Origin of the sequence: Faecalicatena contorta (assembly GCF_003149105.1) — a bacterium.
GTDB lineage: Bacteria > Bacillota > Clostridia > Lachnospirales > Lachnospiraceae > Muricomes > Muricomes contortus_C.
Genome location: NZ_QGDS01000012.1, coordinates 54,367 through 72,009, shown reverse-complemented (window position 1 = coordinate 72,009; position 17,643 = coordinate 54,367). Strand labels below are relative to the sequence as shown.

Here is a 17,643-nt window from a genome sequence, read left to right as displayed (position 1 = left end):
AACTTAAAAGGGTGCCCCAAAAGTCATGAAGTAACTTTTGGGGCACCCTTGGCTGTCTTTACTCTATTACATTGTTTTTCTTTATTTGGCTTATTCTGACTTTGTACCTAATATAACCTTGTAGGTCTCCTCGGTATATTCGCCATTATTTTCAGCTTTCTGGACGGTCAGTGTCACAGTATCACCTTTTGCATAATACTTTAACTGCTCCTGCAAAGTATTCATGCTGTCAATCGTAATACCATTCAGCCCGGTGATAATTCCACCCTTTGTCATGCCGGCACTATCTGCACCACCTCCGCTGACAACATCAGTAATATATACTCCCAGAGGCATGTTAAATCTTTCCGCATATTCTGAAGTCACATCAAACCCCTGGATGCCAATATATCCTCTGTCTTTCTCAGCAACTTTGGTCTTTGTCTGCTGGTTCATCAGATTCGTAATAATATCAGAAACATCACTGATTGGAATTGCATATCCTACACCTTCTACTGAACTTGCCACCAATTTAGAGGAGTTAATTCCAATTACCTCGCCGTTTGCATTCACCAGAGCTCCGCCGCTGTTTCCAGGATTAATCGCTGCATCTGTCTGAATCAGTTTTACATCACTGTTTACTGCTCCACTAGCTGCCCCATCTGCTGCCATAATTCCACGATCTGTAGCACTGATAACGCCTGTTGTAACAGACTGTCCATATCCAAGTGCATTCCCAATCGCAATCGCAGGCTCTCCCACTTTTAATTTTGTAGAATCTCCCAAAGTAGCCACTGCGATGGCATTCATTGTATCTTTGGAGATTGTGTTCACTGGTACCGCAATTACTGCAAGATCATGTGCAGGATCTGTTCCCTTAATATCAGCCTCCAGACTGGTATTATCATGGAATGTGACAGTCAGAGTCTCACTGCCCTGTACCACATGATTATTTGTTACAATCAGTAATTCCGAGTCATTCTGGTTAATGATGATTCCAGTCCCTGCACTTTCACTTTCCTGTTGGGAAACCCCTCCGAAGAAATCCTGTACCTGCTGAACACTCATGTTTGTAATAGATACAATAGACGGCATTACCTGCTCAACAACACCGGACACATCGGATGTCACTACATTTGATGTAGTTGTAAGTGCAGTACTATTTACAGATGCCGTATTCTCGGAAGAGGAGTTGGTCGGCTCATCCAGCCTGAGCACCTTGCTTCCTATTATATTTGATGTCAAAAATGTGGCGCTTGACACCACTCCGAATAACAGGGCAAATCCGGTCACTGCAACAGCTTTGGGCATTTTTTTCTTTGGCCTTCTATTGTTATTTTGATCTGGCTGGCTATTATACTGAATATCTCCCTGCTGTCCTTCAGGATTATAATAATTATACTGATTTTCCATATAAACTCCTTCTTTCTCTTGTATTTTATATTGATATAATAGCCGTTCTTTGTGATAGAAGTGTGTTTAATTATTTAACAAAGTTTGAAACAATATAAGAATTACTCTACTGTAACAGATTTCGCAAGGTTTCTCGGTTTATCTACGTCGCAGCCTCTGCCCACAGAAATATAGTAGCCGAATAACTGCAATGGTATAATTGCAAGTGAGTTTGTAAAATACCGGTTCGTCTTAGGTATATAAATAACATAATCGGCAGCACGTTCCACTTCATCATTGCCTTCATTCGTCACCGCAAGCACAAACGCTCCACGGGTACTCACTTCTCTCATATTGCTAATCATTTTCTGATATAAATCTTCTTGTGTCAGCACTGCTGCCACCAAGGTCCCCTCCTCTATCAGGGAAATGGTTCCATGCTTCAGCTCACCCGCCGCATATGCTTCTGAATGAATATAGGATATTTCTTTTAACTTTAATGAGCCCTCCATAGAAATAGCATAATCAATTCCTCTTCCGATGAAGAATACGTCTCTTGCGGCCAGATATCTGTTTGCAAACTTCTGGATTCTGTTCTTATTATTTAAAAGAAGCTCTACTTGATCCGGAATTCGTTTTAAATCTTCTATATAACTTTTCAATTCTGCGTCTGTAATTTTTCCCCGCACTTTTGCAAACTTCATAGCCAACAGGTACAGCGCAATCAACTGACAGGAGTATGCCTTTGTAGTTGCCACGGCAATTTCAGGGCCTGCCCATGTATACATCACATTATCAGCCTCCCTTGCAATGGAACTTCCTACCACATTTACAATGCCAAGAACCTTTGCTCCTCTTGCTTTGGACTCCCGCAGGGCTGCCAGTGAATCTGCCGTCTCACCTGACTGACTGATAATGACAACTAAGGTTCCCTCCTCAATAATCGGATCACGGTACCGGTATTCCGATGCTAAATCGACTTCCACCGGGATTCTCGCCATTCCTTCAAATATATATTTACTTGTCATTCCAGTATGGGATGCTGAGCCACAGGCAACAATCATAATTTTTCGGATGTTCTTTATCTCCTCATCTGTCATGTTTAATTCTTCAATTACAATTTCATCACCTTTGATCCGCGGAGAAAATGTATCCGTAATAGCCTTGGGCTGCTCATACATTTCCTTCAGCATGAAATGCTCATATCCTCCCTTTTCAGCCGCATCTACGTCCCATTCGATGTGGACAAATTCCTTCTCAATGGGCTCTTCATCCACGTTAAAAAACTCCATGGAATCCTCCGTCATTCGGACGATTTCTTCATTCTCTATGAAATAGACGTCTCTTGTATATTTCAATACTGCAGGTACATCAGATGCAATAATACTTCCGCCCTCGGACTTTCCTACAATAAGAGGACTGTCTTTACGTACCGCATAAAGCTCATCCGAATGGTCCTTGAACATGATTCCCAAAGCATAAGAACCTTCCATACGATGCATGATTTTCGTAATAGTTTGGAGCGGATTTCCCTGATAATAATAATCCAGCAGGTGAGCAATGACTTCTGTATCTGTATCTGATATAAACTGATATCCCTTGCCGATTAATTTATTTTTCAGCTTCAGGTAGTTTTCTATAATTCCATTATGTACTACAACAATACTTTCATCCTTGTTAAAATGGGGATGAGCATTGGTATCGGAAGGTTCCCCGTGAGTTGCCCATCTTGTATGTCCTATTCCAATAACACCCGGCAAAGTTGCCCCGTCATGTGTCAGTTCTTCTAATACCTTCAGACGTCCTTTGGACTTTTTCATCTCAATTTCTTTTCCATCATACACAGCAATTCCTGCCGAATCATAGCCCCGGTACTCCAGCCTTGATAAGCCATCCAGTAAAATTGGCGCTGCCTGTTTCTCGCCTACATATCCAACTATTCCACACATATTGTACTCCCTTCATACAACCAAGTAAACTTAATCATAACACTCTGTGATATATTGTAACAAATCTTTAACATTTTGTAAATTAATTCTTAAACTGACTAATTATTTTTCATAGTAGGCATTTTGCATACTACCGGGTGGGTTCGCGCCTTTAGGCACTAATACAATCCGTATACCTTCCAAACGTTTTGCCATACCCGCACTGCCTGCGTTTCCTCCATTTCTTGCCCACCCCAGCCAGCCATAAGTTTGTATATGGACCTGATAGTATATATCATACCTTTCTGCCATTTCTCCGGTTAACTGGATACGGATTGCCTCAAGTCTTTTTGCCTGCCCCTGCGTCCCGCTCATCTCTCCATTGGATTTCCAGCCCTTTTCCCATCCATAGGTCTGTACATGGGTTATATACTGAATATTTCCCGAATATTGTTGCTCTAATAAAGAAATATGAATTCCTTCTAATCGCTTTGCTTTTCCTGCCGTTCCACTCACGGCTCCATCCTGTACATATCCCTGCCATCCATAAGTTTGAACATGGGTTTGATATTTCACTAAGGGGTGGACATAGGCATTACCCGTGCTTCCAGGCGCCTGTCCTCCTTTTTTTACTAATTTTATCTCAATTCCCTCCAGGCGCTTTGCGTAGGAAGAGGAGCCTGCCGATTCTCCATTTTTTGCCCAATCCAGCCATCCATAAGTCTGCGCATGTACCCGGTAATAAATATCATACTTCTCGGCCATCTGCCCTGTAAGACGGATTTGTATTGCCTCCAGACGCTTTGCCTGCCCTTGTGTCCCACTCATTTCGCCATTAGCTTTCCATCTCTGCCACCCGTAGGTCTGCACATGAGTTTTGTATTCAACTCCTCCAGATACCTCAGGGTTGTTCAATTTAATCTGTATCGCTTCCAGGCGTTTTGCCTGCCCTTGGGTACCACTGGTCTGTCCGTCTGCTTTCCAGTCCTGCCACCCATAAGTCTGCACATGAGTCTTATATGATATGGAAGCGGAAGACTCTGTCCACTTTCCTGCACGTAATGCTGCTTCCCTAACCGCTGCCTCTGCATTAACAAGCCCATAACTGCTATAGATATCAAATCCAGAAGAATAGAGGTCTGTGGACGTTTGTCGCAAAATTTCTCTTACCTCCGTAAAGGACAAGTTCGGGTTCACAGAAAGCATCATGGCCGCAATCCCTGTTACAATGGGTGCTGACATTGAAGTTCCCGACTTGCTGATATAAGAACCTTTATTCTTTGTGCTCCAAATATCCGTTCCTGGTGCCGACACATCCTTCAGACTGCCATAATTAGATGTAACATTTTTCTGATTTGTTCTATCTACATTAATCACACTAATTGTAGACGGTAAATCTCCCGGCAGGCTGGTTATGTTTCCATTATCAGGGACTCCATCTCCATTATCACCATTTCCCGCAGCACAAACCACAATAATCCCCTCATTCATAAATGCATCAAAGACCTTCTGAGTCCCCTCAATAAGAGCCTTCGTATTCGCAGCATTCAGGTTCAGGTTAATGCCGAGGCTTAAATTGATTATTTTCGCTCCCTGGCTTTTCGCATAATCCATTCCTTTAAACAGGTATGAAAAGGTAGTTTCCGAATCTGGAAATACATCAATCACCATCAAATCCATTACCGAATTATCATAAGAGCTTGCCACTCCTGCAATTCCCACACCATTATTGGCCTCGGCCCCCAAAATTCCTGTTACATGTGTGCCGTGTGTAGTATCCCCGGACGTCCCCGTTACCCCGCCGAGTGCATATCCATCTCCCTGCAGCGGTCCGAGTTCACTATCCAGAGCATCAGAAAGGACCTCCCCGCTCTCCCCCTGATTTATCACATTTATTAAATCTGGGTGAGAAATATCAGCACCAGTATCTAAAACTGCCACCTTAATGGGCTCGTGGGGAATCTGGCTGACAATGTCCCATGCTCCTTTTGCACGAACTTGTTCTAAATACCATTGGTACGGTGCATAATCTGTATCATTCACACCTCCCTGAACTCCTATCTCCGTATTTTCAATTTCTTCTTCACATGTATCAAGTTTGTAATTTGGAATGGCAAGGTCAATTAGAGGATCCGATGTGTAATCTTCCACCGCATCTTCCACTGAACGCCCCTGAGAAAGTTCTACAACGGAGACAGCCATATTATCGGTTGTCAGTACTGTCTCCGTTAACCTGTCATCATTTTCCTGAGAGATAGTTTTGACTGCATCCTCTGTTATCTGTCCATTCTCATAAAAAACCAAAACCTCACCCGATATGTATTCAGCAGCAGCGTCTGTTTCCAGGTCTAAAGCTGGAGTTTCACTTTGACTTATCTCACTCTGCTGTAGATTTTCTTCGGCATAAAGCAATAAACTGCTGCTAGCCCATAATGTCAAAACAATAAGAACAGACATCCATCTTTTAAAAATAGTATGCTTTCCTCTCATCTCATCCTCCTTTACAATCTAAAAAGGGTATTGCCCACCCGCAACACCCTTGTTTTTAACCTATATATCTATAAAGTCCATAGAATAATCATCATCCTGTTTTTTATTTGATTTTCGCACAGGTTTTGCCTCATACTCTTCTTCTGAAAACTCATCATCATATTCTTCAAACTCATCATCATAATCATCGAAGCCGTCATAATCCTCATCGTCTTCATAATCATTGAAATCGTCATTGTCTTCATAATCTTCGAAGTCATCATCACCGTCGTCTTCAGCAAAGCCAATAAATTGTTCACGAGATTTCTTCTTTACACGAGGCAGGTTATCGTCATCATCGTGTTCCTCATCATCAAGCCCGTATTCATCATATAAGTCGTCTAATTCCTGATTGCGGTGGGATAATTTCACACCTAATATGATGATAATTATCAGAAGAAACAGGAAAACTCCCCATATAGCACATATAACTATGGTCAAATACTTTTCCAGGAAATTCATAACCTTATCCACTAAAGTATCCGTACCTTCCTCTTCCACCACTGACGGCGCTGCATATCTCTGATATGTGCCTTCTGTAGTATCATATTGGTAATATCCTTTATTTCCATCACTGCTCAACGCATAGATAAGATAATACTCCTGTTCTGACATATTCTGCCACACCTGAAAGACCTTGCCGTCTATATCTGTTGTAGTCTCCTGATATTCGGAAGGAAGCCCCGTTGTACCCTCATGATTCATCAGATAGATAGACACATTTGAGTTTATATCCACTACGGCAGTCGGTGTAAAAGAACCGTCATCCATACTATAAAGGAAGTAGTCTGAATTACCGTCACTATCTTCAAGATAGAACATATATTGCCCGCTTGACTCCTGCATCATTGCTTTTGTGGATGTCCCGTCCAGCTCCATATCTGTAGCTGTAAATCCTCTGGGAATTGCAGCTTCTGTAAAGTTTTCATTGACAGTATATGTTTTTCCATCCACTGTCACCTGAAGACTTCCGGCACTTGAGTTACCATCCTTGTTATCACTCTCTGTATCAGTAACCGGAGTCCCCCCCTGTATCGTCACCTCTGAAGTTCCCAGGGACAGATTCAAAGAGCTGTCATCATACATATAGGCCGTATATGTTGATGCCTCCAGTGTAGCGGTACCTTCCTTCAATGCAGTAAATTCCAGGGAATAGCTGGCCTCTGAAGAGGTACCATCCCCTTTTGAAGATAACTGTAAAGTGCCGTCCCCACCAGTTGCACCTGTGCCGCTCACAAATTTTAGAATTGATGTATCGTATGTGACGGTAAGATCTACATCACCAATGGCCCCACCGCCTGTGTTCACTTTCACAGAAACTGTCACATTATCTCCGGCAGCTGCCGACGGGTCCGAAAATTGAAGAGTCCCTTCAGCCGCAAACGTTACAAATGAAAGACATGATACAGTCAAACACAATGCCAGTAATATGCCGCCTATCTTTTTAATTATTTTCTCCATCTTACCTCTTACCTCTTTTGCTTCTTAATTATCCTTCAGTTGCTGTACCTTGCGCGTTGCCAGAATCCCCTGTGCCTTCTCCGCTCCCGGAGCCTGATGTATCAGGATTGCCTCCTGCGGTTCCATCTGTGGCACTGCCGTCTCCTGTAGTTCCATCTGTGGTACTGCCATCCCCTGTAGTTCCACCCGTACTCCCACTCCCATAATCTGGTTCTGTGGGCGGTTCCGTGTATCCTGTTCCCGTGCCTGGATCGCTATAATTGTAATTGCCTATCGGGTCTTCATAATACACTGCTTCTTCATCCGGTATTGTATTTGCCGCGTAGGACTGTATTGCACTGCTAATTGAAATTACTGTAGATGAAGGGCTATAAGCGACATCTTCAAAAAAGAACTTGTGTAGTTGGATTACATTGCTTTCTAAATCATCCGGAACCACAGAGCTTCCAACCCCCGATAAGGTTGCCGTTGATTTGTCAAATGGAAAGCCACTCATATCAGTTAATTTATAATCGAAGGCATCTTTTGCATAAGCCAAAATCTCAGCCAATGTAAAATTCGTAGCAACCTTTGGAAAAACTTTATCAATAATCCGGTTCAATGTTGATAAATTTGCTGTCTGCGCTTTTTTCACAACCTGCTCCAGCACATACCTCTGCCTTTCTGCTCTTCTGAAGTCGGTTCCATCCTGAGGATCTCCGTCAAAAACCTGATATCTGATCCGGGAATAAGAAACGGCCTGTACACCATTTAAAAGCTGTTTTCCCGTATGATCGAGCAATTTTAATTCCTTCCCGGTCACCTTGGATGTCTCATTACCATATCCATTCACAAGTTGTACTTCTTCAGGGGTTTTCAAGTCGACTTCAATTCCACCCAGCTCATCAATCACATCTACCAAAGCATTAAAGTTTACCGTAGCATAATGCTGTATATCCAAATCCAGATTTTTATTTAACATAGCCACAGCACCTTCTGCATCGTCCGTTGCATATGCTGCATTTGCTTTATTGTAACTGCCGTCCGGCTGCTCCAGCAAGGTATCGCGAAACACTGAACAAAGTCTGACTTCCTTTGTCTCCCGGTTTAGACTGGCAATAATAATTGTATCGCTGCGGTCACCAGCAGTAAAACTACCATCTCTGGAATCCAAGCCAAATAATGCCACGTTCAGATATCCGGTTTCATTATGCTCAATTTCCTTCGAAATATTCAGCTTTGTTGTGTCTAATTTTGTTGTTTCTAATTTACCTAACTTGGATGCAGCAAATGCTACCCCCGCCGTTGTCAATAAAATCAGAGTCCCACCGACTATCACCAGTGCCTTTTTCCAGGGTGCCCATGTTATGAATCCCTTTTGTGCTCTTCTGCGTCTTCTATATCTTCTTTTTGCCATCGTAAACCCCTTTTGACAATATTCGTACTTTTTGAACTATCAATGTTCAAAAAAGCATATTTAATTTTTCACTCTTGCACTTTATCATACAATAATTCCTCACAAACTTCAATCACAATTTTGTGATTCTTTGTTCACATTTATCCAATATTTAGGATTGGAAGAGAGCTTTACCACAAGCTTTAGTGGCAGCTTTCCGTAATTCTTCCCCAAAAGATAGCCCATATATTTAAAGCCGCTTTTAACAATCAGCTCTACAATTAACCATGGCTTTTTTATTTTGATAAGATATGCCGCAGTCTGTTTTACAAGGCGTATGCCCTCCCTCTCAGACGGAACTCCCTGAAATATATCGGGATGATCTGTCTGGGATACTGCTACATCAAAATTCCTTTTGAACTGCTGTATACAATTGTAATTATGAGAATGTATTACCGCTGCTTCCGATGCATAAACACATTTATATCCAAGCTTCATCATATGTGCAGCCATAATCATATCTTCATTAAATATTGCACGCTTCACAAAGCCGCCTGTTTCTTCATAATAAGACCGCCGATAAGCCGCACATACATTGGAACAAAAAAATGCCTTAATTCCCATTTCTTCCACGGATTTCAAATCTTTTACACATCCCTCAGCAGGATAGTTGAACTGCCGGGTATACCGTTCAATTACATCACAGTTTTCATCCGGCAACTGTCTTGCATAAGCACACCCCACACTTTCATCCGCGAATGGGGTAATCAGATGTTCAACCAGCCGATTATCCTGGGGTATAGCATCCTGGGTCATACAAATTACAATATCTGCGTCGGATAACCTCACGGCCATACGCCTGGTAGCGCCATGATCAAACTCACTTTTACTGATTTCTTTTACTGCAATCCGCGAATCAAGTCCTACTATATCCCACGGAAACACGCCGGTTTTCGTATTTACCACGATAATCTTCTGTACCTGAATTGTCTGACGCAGCAGACGCCGGATTAATATTTCAAATTTCTCATCCGGCTTATACGTTGGTATTATAATGTCAACTTTCCTGATATCCATTCATTTTCCTCTGTTACCATTCCGAGTCATAACTCCCGGAGTTATCCTGATAGTCATAAGTTCCATCATCCGTATAGCTGCTTCCATCGTCATAACTTCCATCATCCGTATAGCCACCATCGCCGGTGTAACTATTTGCATCCTCATTGCCTTCACTTCCCGCAGGGGCCGCGTAATCATTCCCGTTTATCCCCGTAAGATATATGATATCACTGTCAATGCTTTGTACCTTCTCTGATGGCTGGTAGGTATTCTTATCAAATAGAAACGCATGCATCTGCTTTACATTATCAGCAAATCCAATGGCTACAACATAAGAGCCCTCTAAACCAATTACATTTTCTGATGTTGTAACGTCAAAGGGAAAACCTTTCATCTCCCCAAGCTGGTATTTTACAGCATTTGCTGCAATTCCCATAAAGTCACTTGCAGAAAGGTTTGTTGAGACCTGGGGCAATACCTGATCAATAATTTTATTTAAAGTAGGTAAACTTGCCTTTTTCGCCTTTTCAACCACTTGCTGTAATACAAGCCGCTGCCGTTCAGATCTCTTAAAATCATCGCCTTCCGTATATCTGATACGGGTATAGGAAACGGCCTGAATTCCATCCAGCGTCTGTTTTCCGGCCTGCGTAAGCTCCGTAGTAGTCCGCCCGACTACTTTTGAGGTCTCCGTAGCATATCCGTTTGTCCAGTAGACTTCTTCGTCCGTCAGCTCCAGTTCGATTCCCCCCAGCAAATCTATGACATCAGCCAGAGCATTAAAATCAACACTCATATACTTTTTAATGTCTAAATCAAAATTACGGTTTAAAAGAGCAACTGCTTCCTGGGGACCTCCGTAAGAGTAAGCTGAATTTGCTTTCTCATACGTCCCGTCACTTTGCTGGGTCAGAGTATCCCTGAATATAGACACAACTTTCACATTTCCTGTCTTATTATTTATGCTGGCAACCATCATAGCATCACTTCGTACACCGCCATCCAGTTCCCCCTCCCGGGAGTCAAGTCCAAAAAGAGCTATGTTGGTATAGTCTCCAGTGTCCTGATAAATTTCCAAATCATCTTCATTTAACGTCTGATACTCAAGCTTATCCAATTTGGACATTGCGTATGCTGCCGCCCCCAAAGCCAAAAGAATGATAACCTCGATTACGAGGAGAATAATCCTTTTTCGCATCTTTTTCTTATGTAACAAGGCATGCTGCTGCCTTGTCATCTTAATTTTGGATTTCTTTCCTGCCATTTTAATTCCCCTTATTACAACCCGTTTTAGTAAGCATTCTTATTAACGAAACCTTTGAAAAAGGTCAGGAACAAGATCTTGAAGTCAAGACCAATTGTCCAGTTTTCAATATAGTATAAATCAAATTCAATACGTTTTTTTATGGATGTGTCTCCCCTGTATCCATTTACCTGTGCCCAACCGGTCAGACCCGGGCGTACCTGATGTTTTACCATATACCTGGGAATTTCTTCTTTAAACTTTTCAACAAACAGTGGACGCTCCGGCCTTGGACCAACCAGACTCATATTGCCTTTTAACACATTCAAAAGCTGTGGTAATTCATCAATACTTGTTTTTCTTATGAATTTTCCAACTTTAGTAACTCTTGGGTCATCTTTGGTTGTCCACTTATTTTTCTCTTTATCGGCATCCTGCACAACCATAGAGCGAAATTTGTACATAGCAAAAGGTCTGTTTTGAAGCCCTACTCTTTCCTGCTTAAATATGAGGGGCCCCGGAGATGTCAGCTTAATAGTTAAAACAGTGACTAGCATAACTGGCGAAAACAAAAGCAATGCAAATACGGCTCCGAAAATATCGATTGCCCTCTTTAAAACTTTATTTCCCGTATTACTCAGAGGAACATGTCTGATATTTACAACAGGCAGACCCAGTAAATCTTCTGTATAAGGCCTTGTAGGAATAATATTGTTATAATCAGGAATAAACTTCGTGTGAACACCAGACTTTTCGCACATATTCACAATATACTCCAATTTGTGGTACTCCTCGATTCCCAAAGTGATGGCAATTTCATCCACCCTGTTCTGGGGAAGAATAATGAGCAGATTATCAATGCTGCCTATTACCTTTACTCCCTTGTAATCCATACCTCTTGGCTGATGGTCATCCAGAATTCCTCTCACGGAATATCCCCACTCGGGATTTGCCGCAATCCTGTCAAGGTACTGTTCCGCAGCCCTGCTGTATCCTACAAGAATCATATGTTTCTGGTTGTATCCATTTTTTCTGATGTTTCTTAAAAACAGCCGTATCAGATTACGGACTAAAACCCCCAGAAAGACATTGATAATAAAAAATACAAATATCATCTTTCTGGAGAAATTTTGTTCTTTTATTAAATATAAAATTAGTATAAAGCCCATCAGGCCTATAACATTTGCCTGTACAATATGCCAGGCTTCCAGGCGCCTTCCCTGCACCCTTTTTGGAGTATACAACTGGAAAAAGCCATATAAAACCAGATATCCTGGAACGATATACATCAATGCCCGTAAATAGATTTCTAGCGGGAGATACCATTCATCTATAATAAAAAACCCACTTCTAAATCTTAAATACCACGACAAGGCATACGAAATTATAATAATTAAGCCATCTATTACTATCTGTATACGGTTAAAATACTTCTGATTATCCTTAATCACCAATTCCACCCTGCTTTTCTTCATTTTGATAACAGTTCGTCTAAAGCGAGATTCGGCAGGCAAAGCAAAATCAAGCCTACGACTGAGCTGTGACTAAATTATCTGTTATATGATACAATACTTTTACCAAAAGGACAAGTGAAATCTATCTTAAACTTAACATTCCCTTAATATTTTTGTAATATGCTTCCCTTGGACATATTTCATAAAAAGAAGGGGCGAATTATTCTGCCCCTCGCAAATTATAAATCTTTATATACATTCCAGATAACGAGCCAGTGCGTCCTGCCAGTCTGGAAGCCGCACAAATCCGTTCTCGTCCAGTTTATCTTTACTCATCCGGCTGTTAGACGGCCTTTTCGCTTTTGACGGATACTGTTCGCTAGTTACAGGCTCTACAGTAATATTTTTACCAGCCTGTCTGAAAATTTCTTTTGCAAATTCATACCATGTGCAATACCCTTCGTTCGTCACGTGATAATGACCATATTTATCCGTTTCCGCCATATCTACCAGCAGACGTGCCAAATCATAAGTATAAGTAGGAGAACCCACCTGATCATTGACAACTGTAATTTTATCCATTTTTTCAGCAAGGTTGAGCATTGTCTTAACAAAGTTCTTGCCATTGATCCCAAACACCCATGCAATACGAACAATAAAGTACTTTTCAAGTAATGATTCTACTGCCAGTTCTCCTTCATATTTGGTCTGTCCATAATAATTCAGCGGCTCTCTCTTATCATCTGGCTCCCACGGTCTTTCACCAGTACCATCAAAAACATAGTCAGTACTGATATAAATCATTTTTAAATCTAGTTTCTTACAAAAATTGGCTATATTACGTGTTCCCTCTGCGTTTACCTTATAACAAATTTCCTTATGATCTTCTGCAGCATCTACGGCAGTATATGCCGCACAATGAATGACAATATCTGCCTTGGCATTTGTGATAACTTGAGACACTTTCTGAGCATCCGTAATATCCATTTCTGCTGAATTCACACCAACTGTTTCATATCCCCGCTTCTGAAGTTCTCTCATTACGTCATATCCAAGCTGACCTCTAATACCTGTCACTAGAACTTTCATATTTATTTATACCTCTTTTCTATTAAATAATCCAATTTTTTGTTTCAAGTTTAACATTGCTTTCATGTTTTTGCAAGAAAAGATAGTCTCCTCCTTTATTCTCTGCTATAATAGGTAAATACGATAAATTATAGGAACTGAGGATATTTATTTATGGACGTTACAATTATTATCCCGAATTATAATGGCAAACACTTTATGCAGCCTTGTCTGGATTCATTAAAATTACAAACTTTTACTAATTTTAAAATCATAGTCGTTGACAATGCCTCCTCTGATGACAGCCTTTCATACATGAGAGACTTCCACCCGGATATTCAAGTCATTGCCTTAAAAGAAAATTATGGTTTTAGCAAAGCTGTGAATGTAGGAATTCGCTGCGCTGACACCCCTTATGTAATTTTACTGAATAACGATACTATAGTTGACTCCCATTATGTAGAAGAGATGATTAACGCCATCCGGAAATCCCGGAATTTTTTTTCTGTGAGCAGTAAAATGATCCAAATGTACCATCCAGAGCTTATCGATAGTGCTGGAGATTTATATACTCTGTTTGGCTGGGGTATCTGTCGTGGTTCCGGCCGCTCTATCACAAATTATACAGATCCTTCTGTAATTTTTTCAGCATGCGCAGGAGCCGCTATTTACAGACGTTCTGTCTTTGAAGAAATTGGCTATTTTGACGAGAATCATTTTGCTTATCTTGAGGATATTGATATTGGATACCGCGCTAAAATCTATGGTTATCAAAATATATACTGCCCTACGGCACTGGTCTATCACGTGGGCAGTGGAACGAGCGGTTCCAAATACAACAGCTTTAAAGTAAAATTATCTGCTCGCAACAGCGTGTATCTGAATTATAAAAACATGCCGTTGTTTCAACTTCTTTTAAACCTTCTTCCATTAATAGCAGGTTATTGCATCAAGTACCTTTTCTTTCTCAAAGCTGGATTTGGAAAAGATTATCAAGAAGGTATTATGGAGGGAATTCGCTCAATAAGAGCTCAAAAAAAAGTGCCTTTTCACTTTAGACACTTTGTTTATTACTGCCGCATTGAAGGAGAATTAATTTTTAACACCTTTGCTTATGCAAAAGACTGGTTTTCAAGAAAGCTATTTTCAAAATAAACAATTATATAAACTTAACTCTATTGAACAAGAGAAACTCATAATTCAGTTTCTCTTGTTCCGTAAAACATCTGCGACTGGATAATCATATTATTACAGTATATTTTTGAATATTATATATCTACTCTATTTGACCAGAACATCTTCTTCTATTGCTTTAAAAATCACATCTTTTACCTTGTCAGCCTCTTTCTCCCACGAAGTATCTTTCACAAATTCAAGCCCCCTCTTTCGAATATTCTCAAGCTTGCCTGGGTTGTTAAAATAATATTCTATCGTATTAGCTATTTGAACTGGGTCATAATCAACCAAAACTGCATTGTCTTCACTTACCATCCATGAGCTATTATCTCCCTTTGAACAAATTGCTACCGAACCACACGCCATTACCTCCAACGGAACCAGAGAAAGATTTGTATTTGAAATTACCAGACACATATCACACTTATTATAACACTCAGCCAGCTTCTGCATAGAGACAACGCCAAGACTCTCATGTCTAAACGGGATTATATAATTATCTAAATCCCATCCGGCAAATACTACTTCAACATCTGGGAGCCTTCTGCATACTTCCTGCAATGCAAGCAGCCCTAATTCAAAATCACGACGGGGCGTCACTGGCCGCGCATAAAAGAATACTCTCCTCTTATTATCTGTCCTGGCAACTGGATAATAAACCTCTTTCTGGTAAGAAAACAAGAAACTATCCGTTTTCATACCGTATTCCGTACTCAACTTTTCTTTCAGCCAATCTCCGGCAGTAATACCTCTCAAACCAAATTTATATGTGTTTTCCGCAAATTGATACTCAGAACCATGAGCATAAAAATATGGCTCAAAGTCCTGCACAAAATAAAACTTTGAAATTGTGTTTTCAAAATTCCTGACAAAATAAGCAGTTTCCCAAGATGTTGCAAAGGTGGCATGTGCAAATTTAGCATACTTTACATCATAGTATATCTCCACATTGGGGTCTAGTATTGGAAATGCGGCCTTCACAAATCTTCTTAGTGATTTATTATCCAAAAAACGTGGGGATTGAAACAGATATATACGGCTGTGGAATCCTCGTTTTTCCAAATTAGAAACAAATCTAAAAATCGTCGTGTGCCCTCCTGAACCCTCTCCCATTTCCGGAATAATCCAATTCAGCACTTTTACTTTATCATTTTTATGCTTTTTATAGGAATCTTCATTTAAACGTATTATTTTTTCATTCATAATAAATTTATACAGTTCTAACGGGTCCGCTTTCTTGCTAATAAGGTGGAGTTTTTGCAAAACTCTCACAAAAATTCCGCCAACCCCTTCATTTTTTAAAATTTTTGGTATCTTTTTTAACATAATACTTATTCTATTCATACCCTACGCCTCCTTTATGCTCTTCTTTGTTTATATTGCTGCGAAATATGACGGTCCAGCCATTGCTGCTTTTTAACAGAATATCCTGCATACCGCCCTCCAAGATACCCCCCTACATACCTGCTGAAATTTCTACATATAGAATATTTAACCCAGTACAATTTTTCCATTTTCCTCATATCCTGTTTTTTAATATATCTGGCGTCATCTAATATATGTTTAGCTATCTGAAATGGAATCTTCAACCAGCTTGTAGATATTAAAAATCCGTGCAATTTATATAGACCCTTATATTCATCATAATATCTGGTAAAATATGTTGATAACTTAAAATTATGAGAATGATATACAGGCGCAAAGGGACAATACAATTTCTTGAACCCTTTCTCAATCATCTCTCTGGCCCAAATTTGGTCTTCGGAAAAATTTACATCTTTATAAGGATATTTTTCAAATATATCTCTTCGTACACAGGAATTATTGTCAGAAAAAAACACCATAAAGTGACGATATGCTTCTTCTGAATTATATCTTTCTCTATTCTCGTCTGTTAATTGAAATACCGTGTTATCTTCCCCAAAATTTTTAAAATGATAATACAAATCCCTCTTATCAATAATATTACAGTCCGGATATGTATAGTGTATACCAAAACCACCTACAATCTCTGGATCACTTTTCATTGCATCTACAAAATTTTGCAGCCATTTTTTCGATGCCGGTAATGCGTCCTGTGTAATAAAGACAATATATTCTCCGCTACCTTTAGATGCTCCATAGTTTCTTGTTTTCCCATGTCCAAATTCTTCGGCAGGAATTTCAAATAATTTACAGGGATATTTTTTGATAATATCTATAGTTTTATCTTTTGAGCCTGAATCCACACAAATCACTTCATATTCATATTGTGTTTCCTGCACAAAAACTGCATGTAATACCTTATCTAATAAAGGACCTGCGTTCTTGGTAGGAATTACTATTGTTACATCCATGTTATACCTCAACTATCTAAATAATTTATACATAAATTTAAAAAAGACAAATACATATGCCACCAGCCCTAAGAATACAATAAATGTTTCCAGATTAAACCTCATTATATCCATTTTTAAAACCAATGCACCTTCTATATTTTTTTCATCAATAGTAAGTTGTTTCGCATAGTGATTTCCATCTGCCACATATGCCTGCAGGCATCCTTCCTTAGATACATCTGCCCCATTTATATAAAGAATATATTCTTTTCCTTTACTATCTTTTTGTTCTGGTATCTTAAATGTCAGAAATTTTTTTCTCATAAAAGTGCTGTCTGTTAATTCACTTTCTCCAATTTCCCCCTCAGCAAGAACTTCTCCTTCGTCGTTGCAGACACGCCAAGAATAACCTTCTACTGCTTCTGCCCCAACACGCAGCATTTTGATTTTTACACCATTCAATCCATTATAGGGAGATAAGAATGTCTGCGCTATTTCAATATTTCCAATTAATTCATTTGTCAGCTTATTATCTCCACTACTTGCAGTCTGTACGTATATATTTTTCCCCCACGTTCCAAAAGAATAAATTGCAGCTATTCCTATGATTATAATAATTAAAATACTGTTTCTAATTATCTTCTTCATTTTTCCCTATCCA

The 17,643-nt window shown here is 40.0% G+C and carries 13 protein-coding genes; 1 reads left to right on the top strand and 12 read right to left on the bottom strand.

Annotated elements, in window-relative coordinates:
- Positions 1-90: 90 nt before the first annotated feature.
- From A8805_RS16650 to rfbD, 9 genes are all read right to left on the bottom strand, one after another.
- On the bottom strand, positions 91-1,392 hold the full coding sequence (locus A8805_RS16650) for a S1C family serine protease (protein ID WP_109713220.1): 1,302 nt from the start codon (positions 1,390-1,392) through the stop codon (positions 91-93).
- A gap of 101 nt (positions 1,393-1,493) precedes the next feature.
- Complete coding sequence (gene glmS, locus A8805_RS16645) at positions 1,494-3,320, bottom strand: glutamine--fructose-6-phosphate transaminase (isomerizing) (RefSeq protein ID WP_109713217.1); 1,827 nt, start codon at positions 3,318-3,320, stop codon at positions 1,494-1,496.
- Positions 3,321-3,422: 102 nt separating this feature from the next.
- On the bottom strand, positions 3,423-5,789 hold the full coding sequence (locus A8805_RS16640; protein ID WP_109713215.1) for a S8 family serine peptidase: 2,367 nt from the start codon (positions 5,787-5,789) through the stop codon (positions 3,423-3,425).
- A gap of 60 nt (positions 5,790-5,849) precedes the next feature.
- Positions 5,850-7,289, bottom strand: a complete 1,440-nt coding sequence (locus A8805_RS16635; RefSeq protein WP_109713213.1) for a cohesin domain-containing protein — start codon at positions 7,287-7,289, stop codon at positions 5,850-5,852.
- 28 nt (positions 7,290-7,317) lie between these two features.
- Positions 7,318-8,685: an LCP family protein gene (locus A8805_RS16630; protein ID WP_109713211.1), complete on the bottom strand. Its 1,368-nt coding sequence runs from the start codon at positions 8,683-8,685 to the stop codon at positions 7,318-7,320.
- A gap of 108 nt (positions 8,686-8,793) precedes the next feature.
- Positions 8,794-9,741 carry a glycosyltransferase gene (locus A8805_RS16625; protein ID WP_109713209.1) on the bottom strand — a complete coding sequence of 316 codons (948 nt, stop codon included), beginning with the start codon at positions 9,739-9,741 and terminating at the stop codon, positions 8,794-8,796.
- Positions 9,742-9,754: 13 nt separating this feature from the next.
- The gene (locus A8805_RS16620; RefSeq protein ID WP_109713207.1) at positions 9,755-10,987 is read right to left on the bottom strand and encodes an LCP family protein; all 1,233 of its coding nucleotides are present in this window, start codon (positions 10,985-10,987) and stop codon (positions 9,755-9,757) included.
- A gap of 26 nt (positions 10,988-11,013) precedes the next feature.
- The gene (locus A8805_RS16615) at positions 11,014-12,417 is read right to left on the bottom strand and encodes an undecaprenyl-phosphate glucose phosphotransferase (protein WP_109713205.1); all 1,404 of its coding nucleotides are present in this window, start codon (positions 12,415-12,417) and stop codon (positions 11,014-11,016) included.
- Between the two features lie 252 nt (positions 12,418-12,669).
- Positions 12,670-13,509 (bottom strand): dTDP-4-dehydrorhamnose reductase, encoded by an 840-nt coding sequence (gene rfbD / locus A8805_RS16610; RefSeq protein ID WP_109713204.1) that lies wholly within the window; start codon positions 13,507-13,509, stop codon positions 12,670-12,672.
- A gap of 153 nt (positions 13,510-13,662) precedes the next feature.
- On the opposite strand from rfbD, the gene A8805_RS16605 reads away from it, so the two are divergent.
- On the top strand, positions 13,663-14,643 hold the full coding sequence (locus A8805_RS16605) for a glycosyltransferase family 2 protein (RefSeq protein WP_109713202.1): 981 nt from the start codon (positions 13,663-13,665) through the stop codon (positions 14,641-14,643).
- Between the two features lie 126 nt (positions 14,644-14,769).
- Here the strand turns inward: A8805_RS16605 and A8805_RS16600 are convergent, their stop codons facing one another.
- From A8805_RS16600 to A8805_RS16590, 3 genes are read right to left on the bottom strand one after another with little or no spacing between them, the layout of a single operon-like run.
- A complete protein-coding gene (locus tag A8805_RS16600; RefSeq protein ID WP_242992452.1) occupies positions 14,770-16,008 on the bottom strand; it encodes a glycosyltransferase family 4 protein in 1,239 nt (412 codons plus the stop codon).
- A 14-nt stretch (positions 16,009-16,022) separates the two neighbouring features.
- On the bottom strand, positions 16,023-17,000 hold the full coding sequence (locus tag A8805_RS16595) for a glycosyltransferase family 2 protein (protein WP_109713200.1): 978 nt from the start codon (positions 16,998-17,000) through the stop codon (positions 16,023-16,025).
- A 12-nt stretch (positions 17,001-17,012) separates the two neighbouring features.
- The gene (locus tag A8805_RS16590; protein ID WP_109713198.1) at positions 17,013-17,630 is read right to left on the bottom strand and encodes a hypothetical protein; all 618 of its coding nucleotides are present in this window, start codon (positions 17,628-17,630) and stop codon (positions 17,013-17,015) included.
- Between the last annotated feature and the right edge of the window lie 13 nt (positions 17,631-17,643).

Bases quoted from the DNA above. Each gene is read 5' to 3' on its own strand.
- A8805_RS16650 (WP_109713220.1), bottom strand. From the start codon at position 1,392: ATGGAAAATCAGTATAATTATTATAATCCTGAAGGACAGCAGGGAGAT.
- glmS (WP_109713217.1), bottom strand. From the start codon at position 3,320: ATGTGTGGAATAGTTGGATATGTAGGCGAGAAACAGGCAGCGCCAATT.
- A8805_RS16640 (WP_109713215.1), bottom strand. From the start codon at position 5,789: ATGAGAGGAAAGCATACTATTTTTAAAAGATGGATGTCTGTTCTTATT.
- A8805_RS16635 (WP_109713213.1), bottom strand. From the start codon at position 7,289: ATGGAGAAAATAATTAAAAAGATAGGCGGCATATTACTGGCATTGTGT.
- A8805_RS16630 (WP_109713211.1), bottom strand. From the start codon at position 8,685: ATGGCAAAAAGAAGATATAGAAGACGCAGAAGAGCACAAAAGGGATTC.
- A8805_RS16625 (WP_109713209.1), bottom strand. From the start codon at position 9,741: ATGGATATCAGGAAAGTTGACATTATAATACCAACGTATAAGCCGGAT.
- A8805_RS16620 (WP_109713207.1), bottom strand. From the start codon at position 10,987: ATGGCAGGAAAGAAATCCAAAATTAAGATGACAAGGCAGCAGCATGCC.
- rfbD (WP_109713204.1), bottom strand. From the start codon at position 13,509: ATGAAAGTTCTAGTGACAGGTATTAGAGGTCAGCTTGGATATGACGTA.
- A8805_RS16605 (WP_109713202.1), top strand. From the start codon at position 13,663: ATGGACGTTACAATTATTATCCCGAATTATAATGGCAAACACTTTATG.
- A8805_RS16600 (WP_242992452.1), bottom strand. From the start codon at position 16,008: ATGAATAGAATAAGTATTATGTTAAAAAAGATACCAAAAATTTTAAAA.
- A8805_RS16595 (WP_109713200.1), bottom strand. From the start codon at position 17,000: ATGGATGTAACAATAGTAATTCCTACCAAGAACGCAGGTCCTTTATTA.
- A8805_RS16590 (WP_109713198.1), bottom strand. From the start codon at position 17,630: ATGAAGAAGATAATTAGAAACAGTATTTTAATTATTATAATCATAGGA.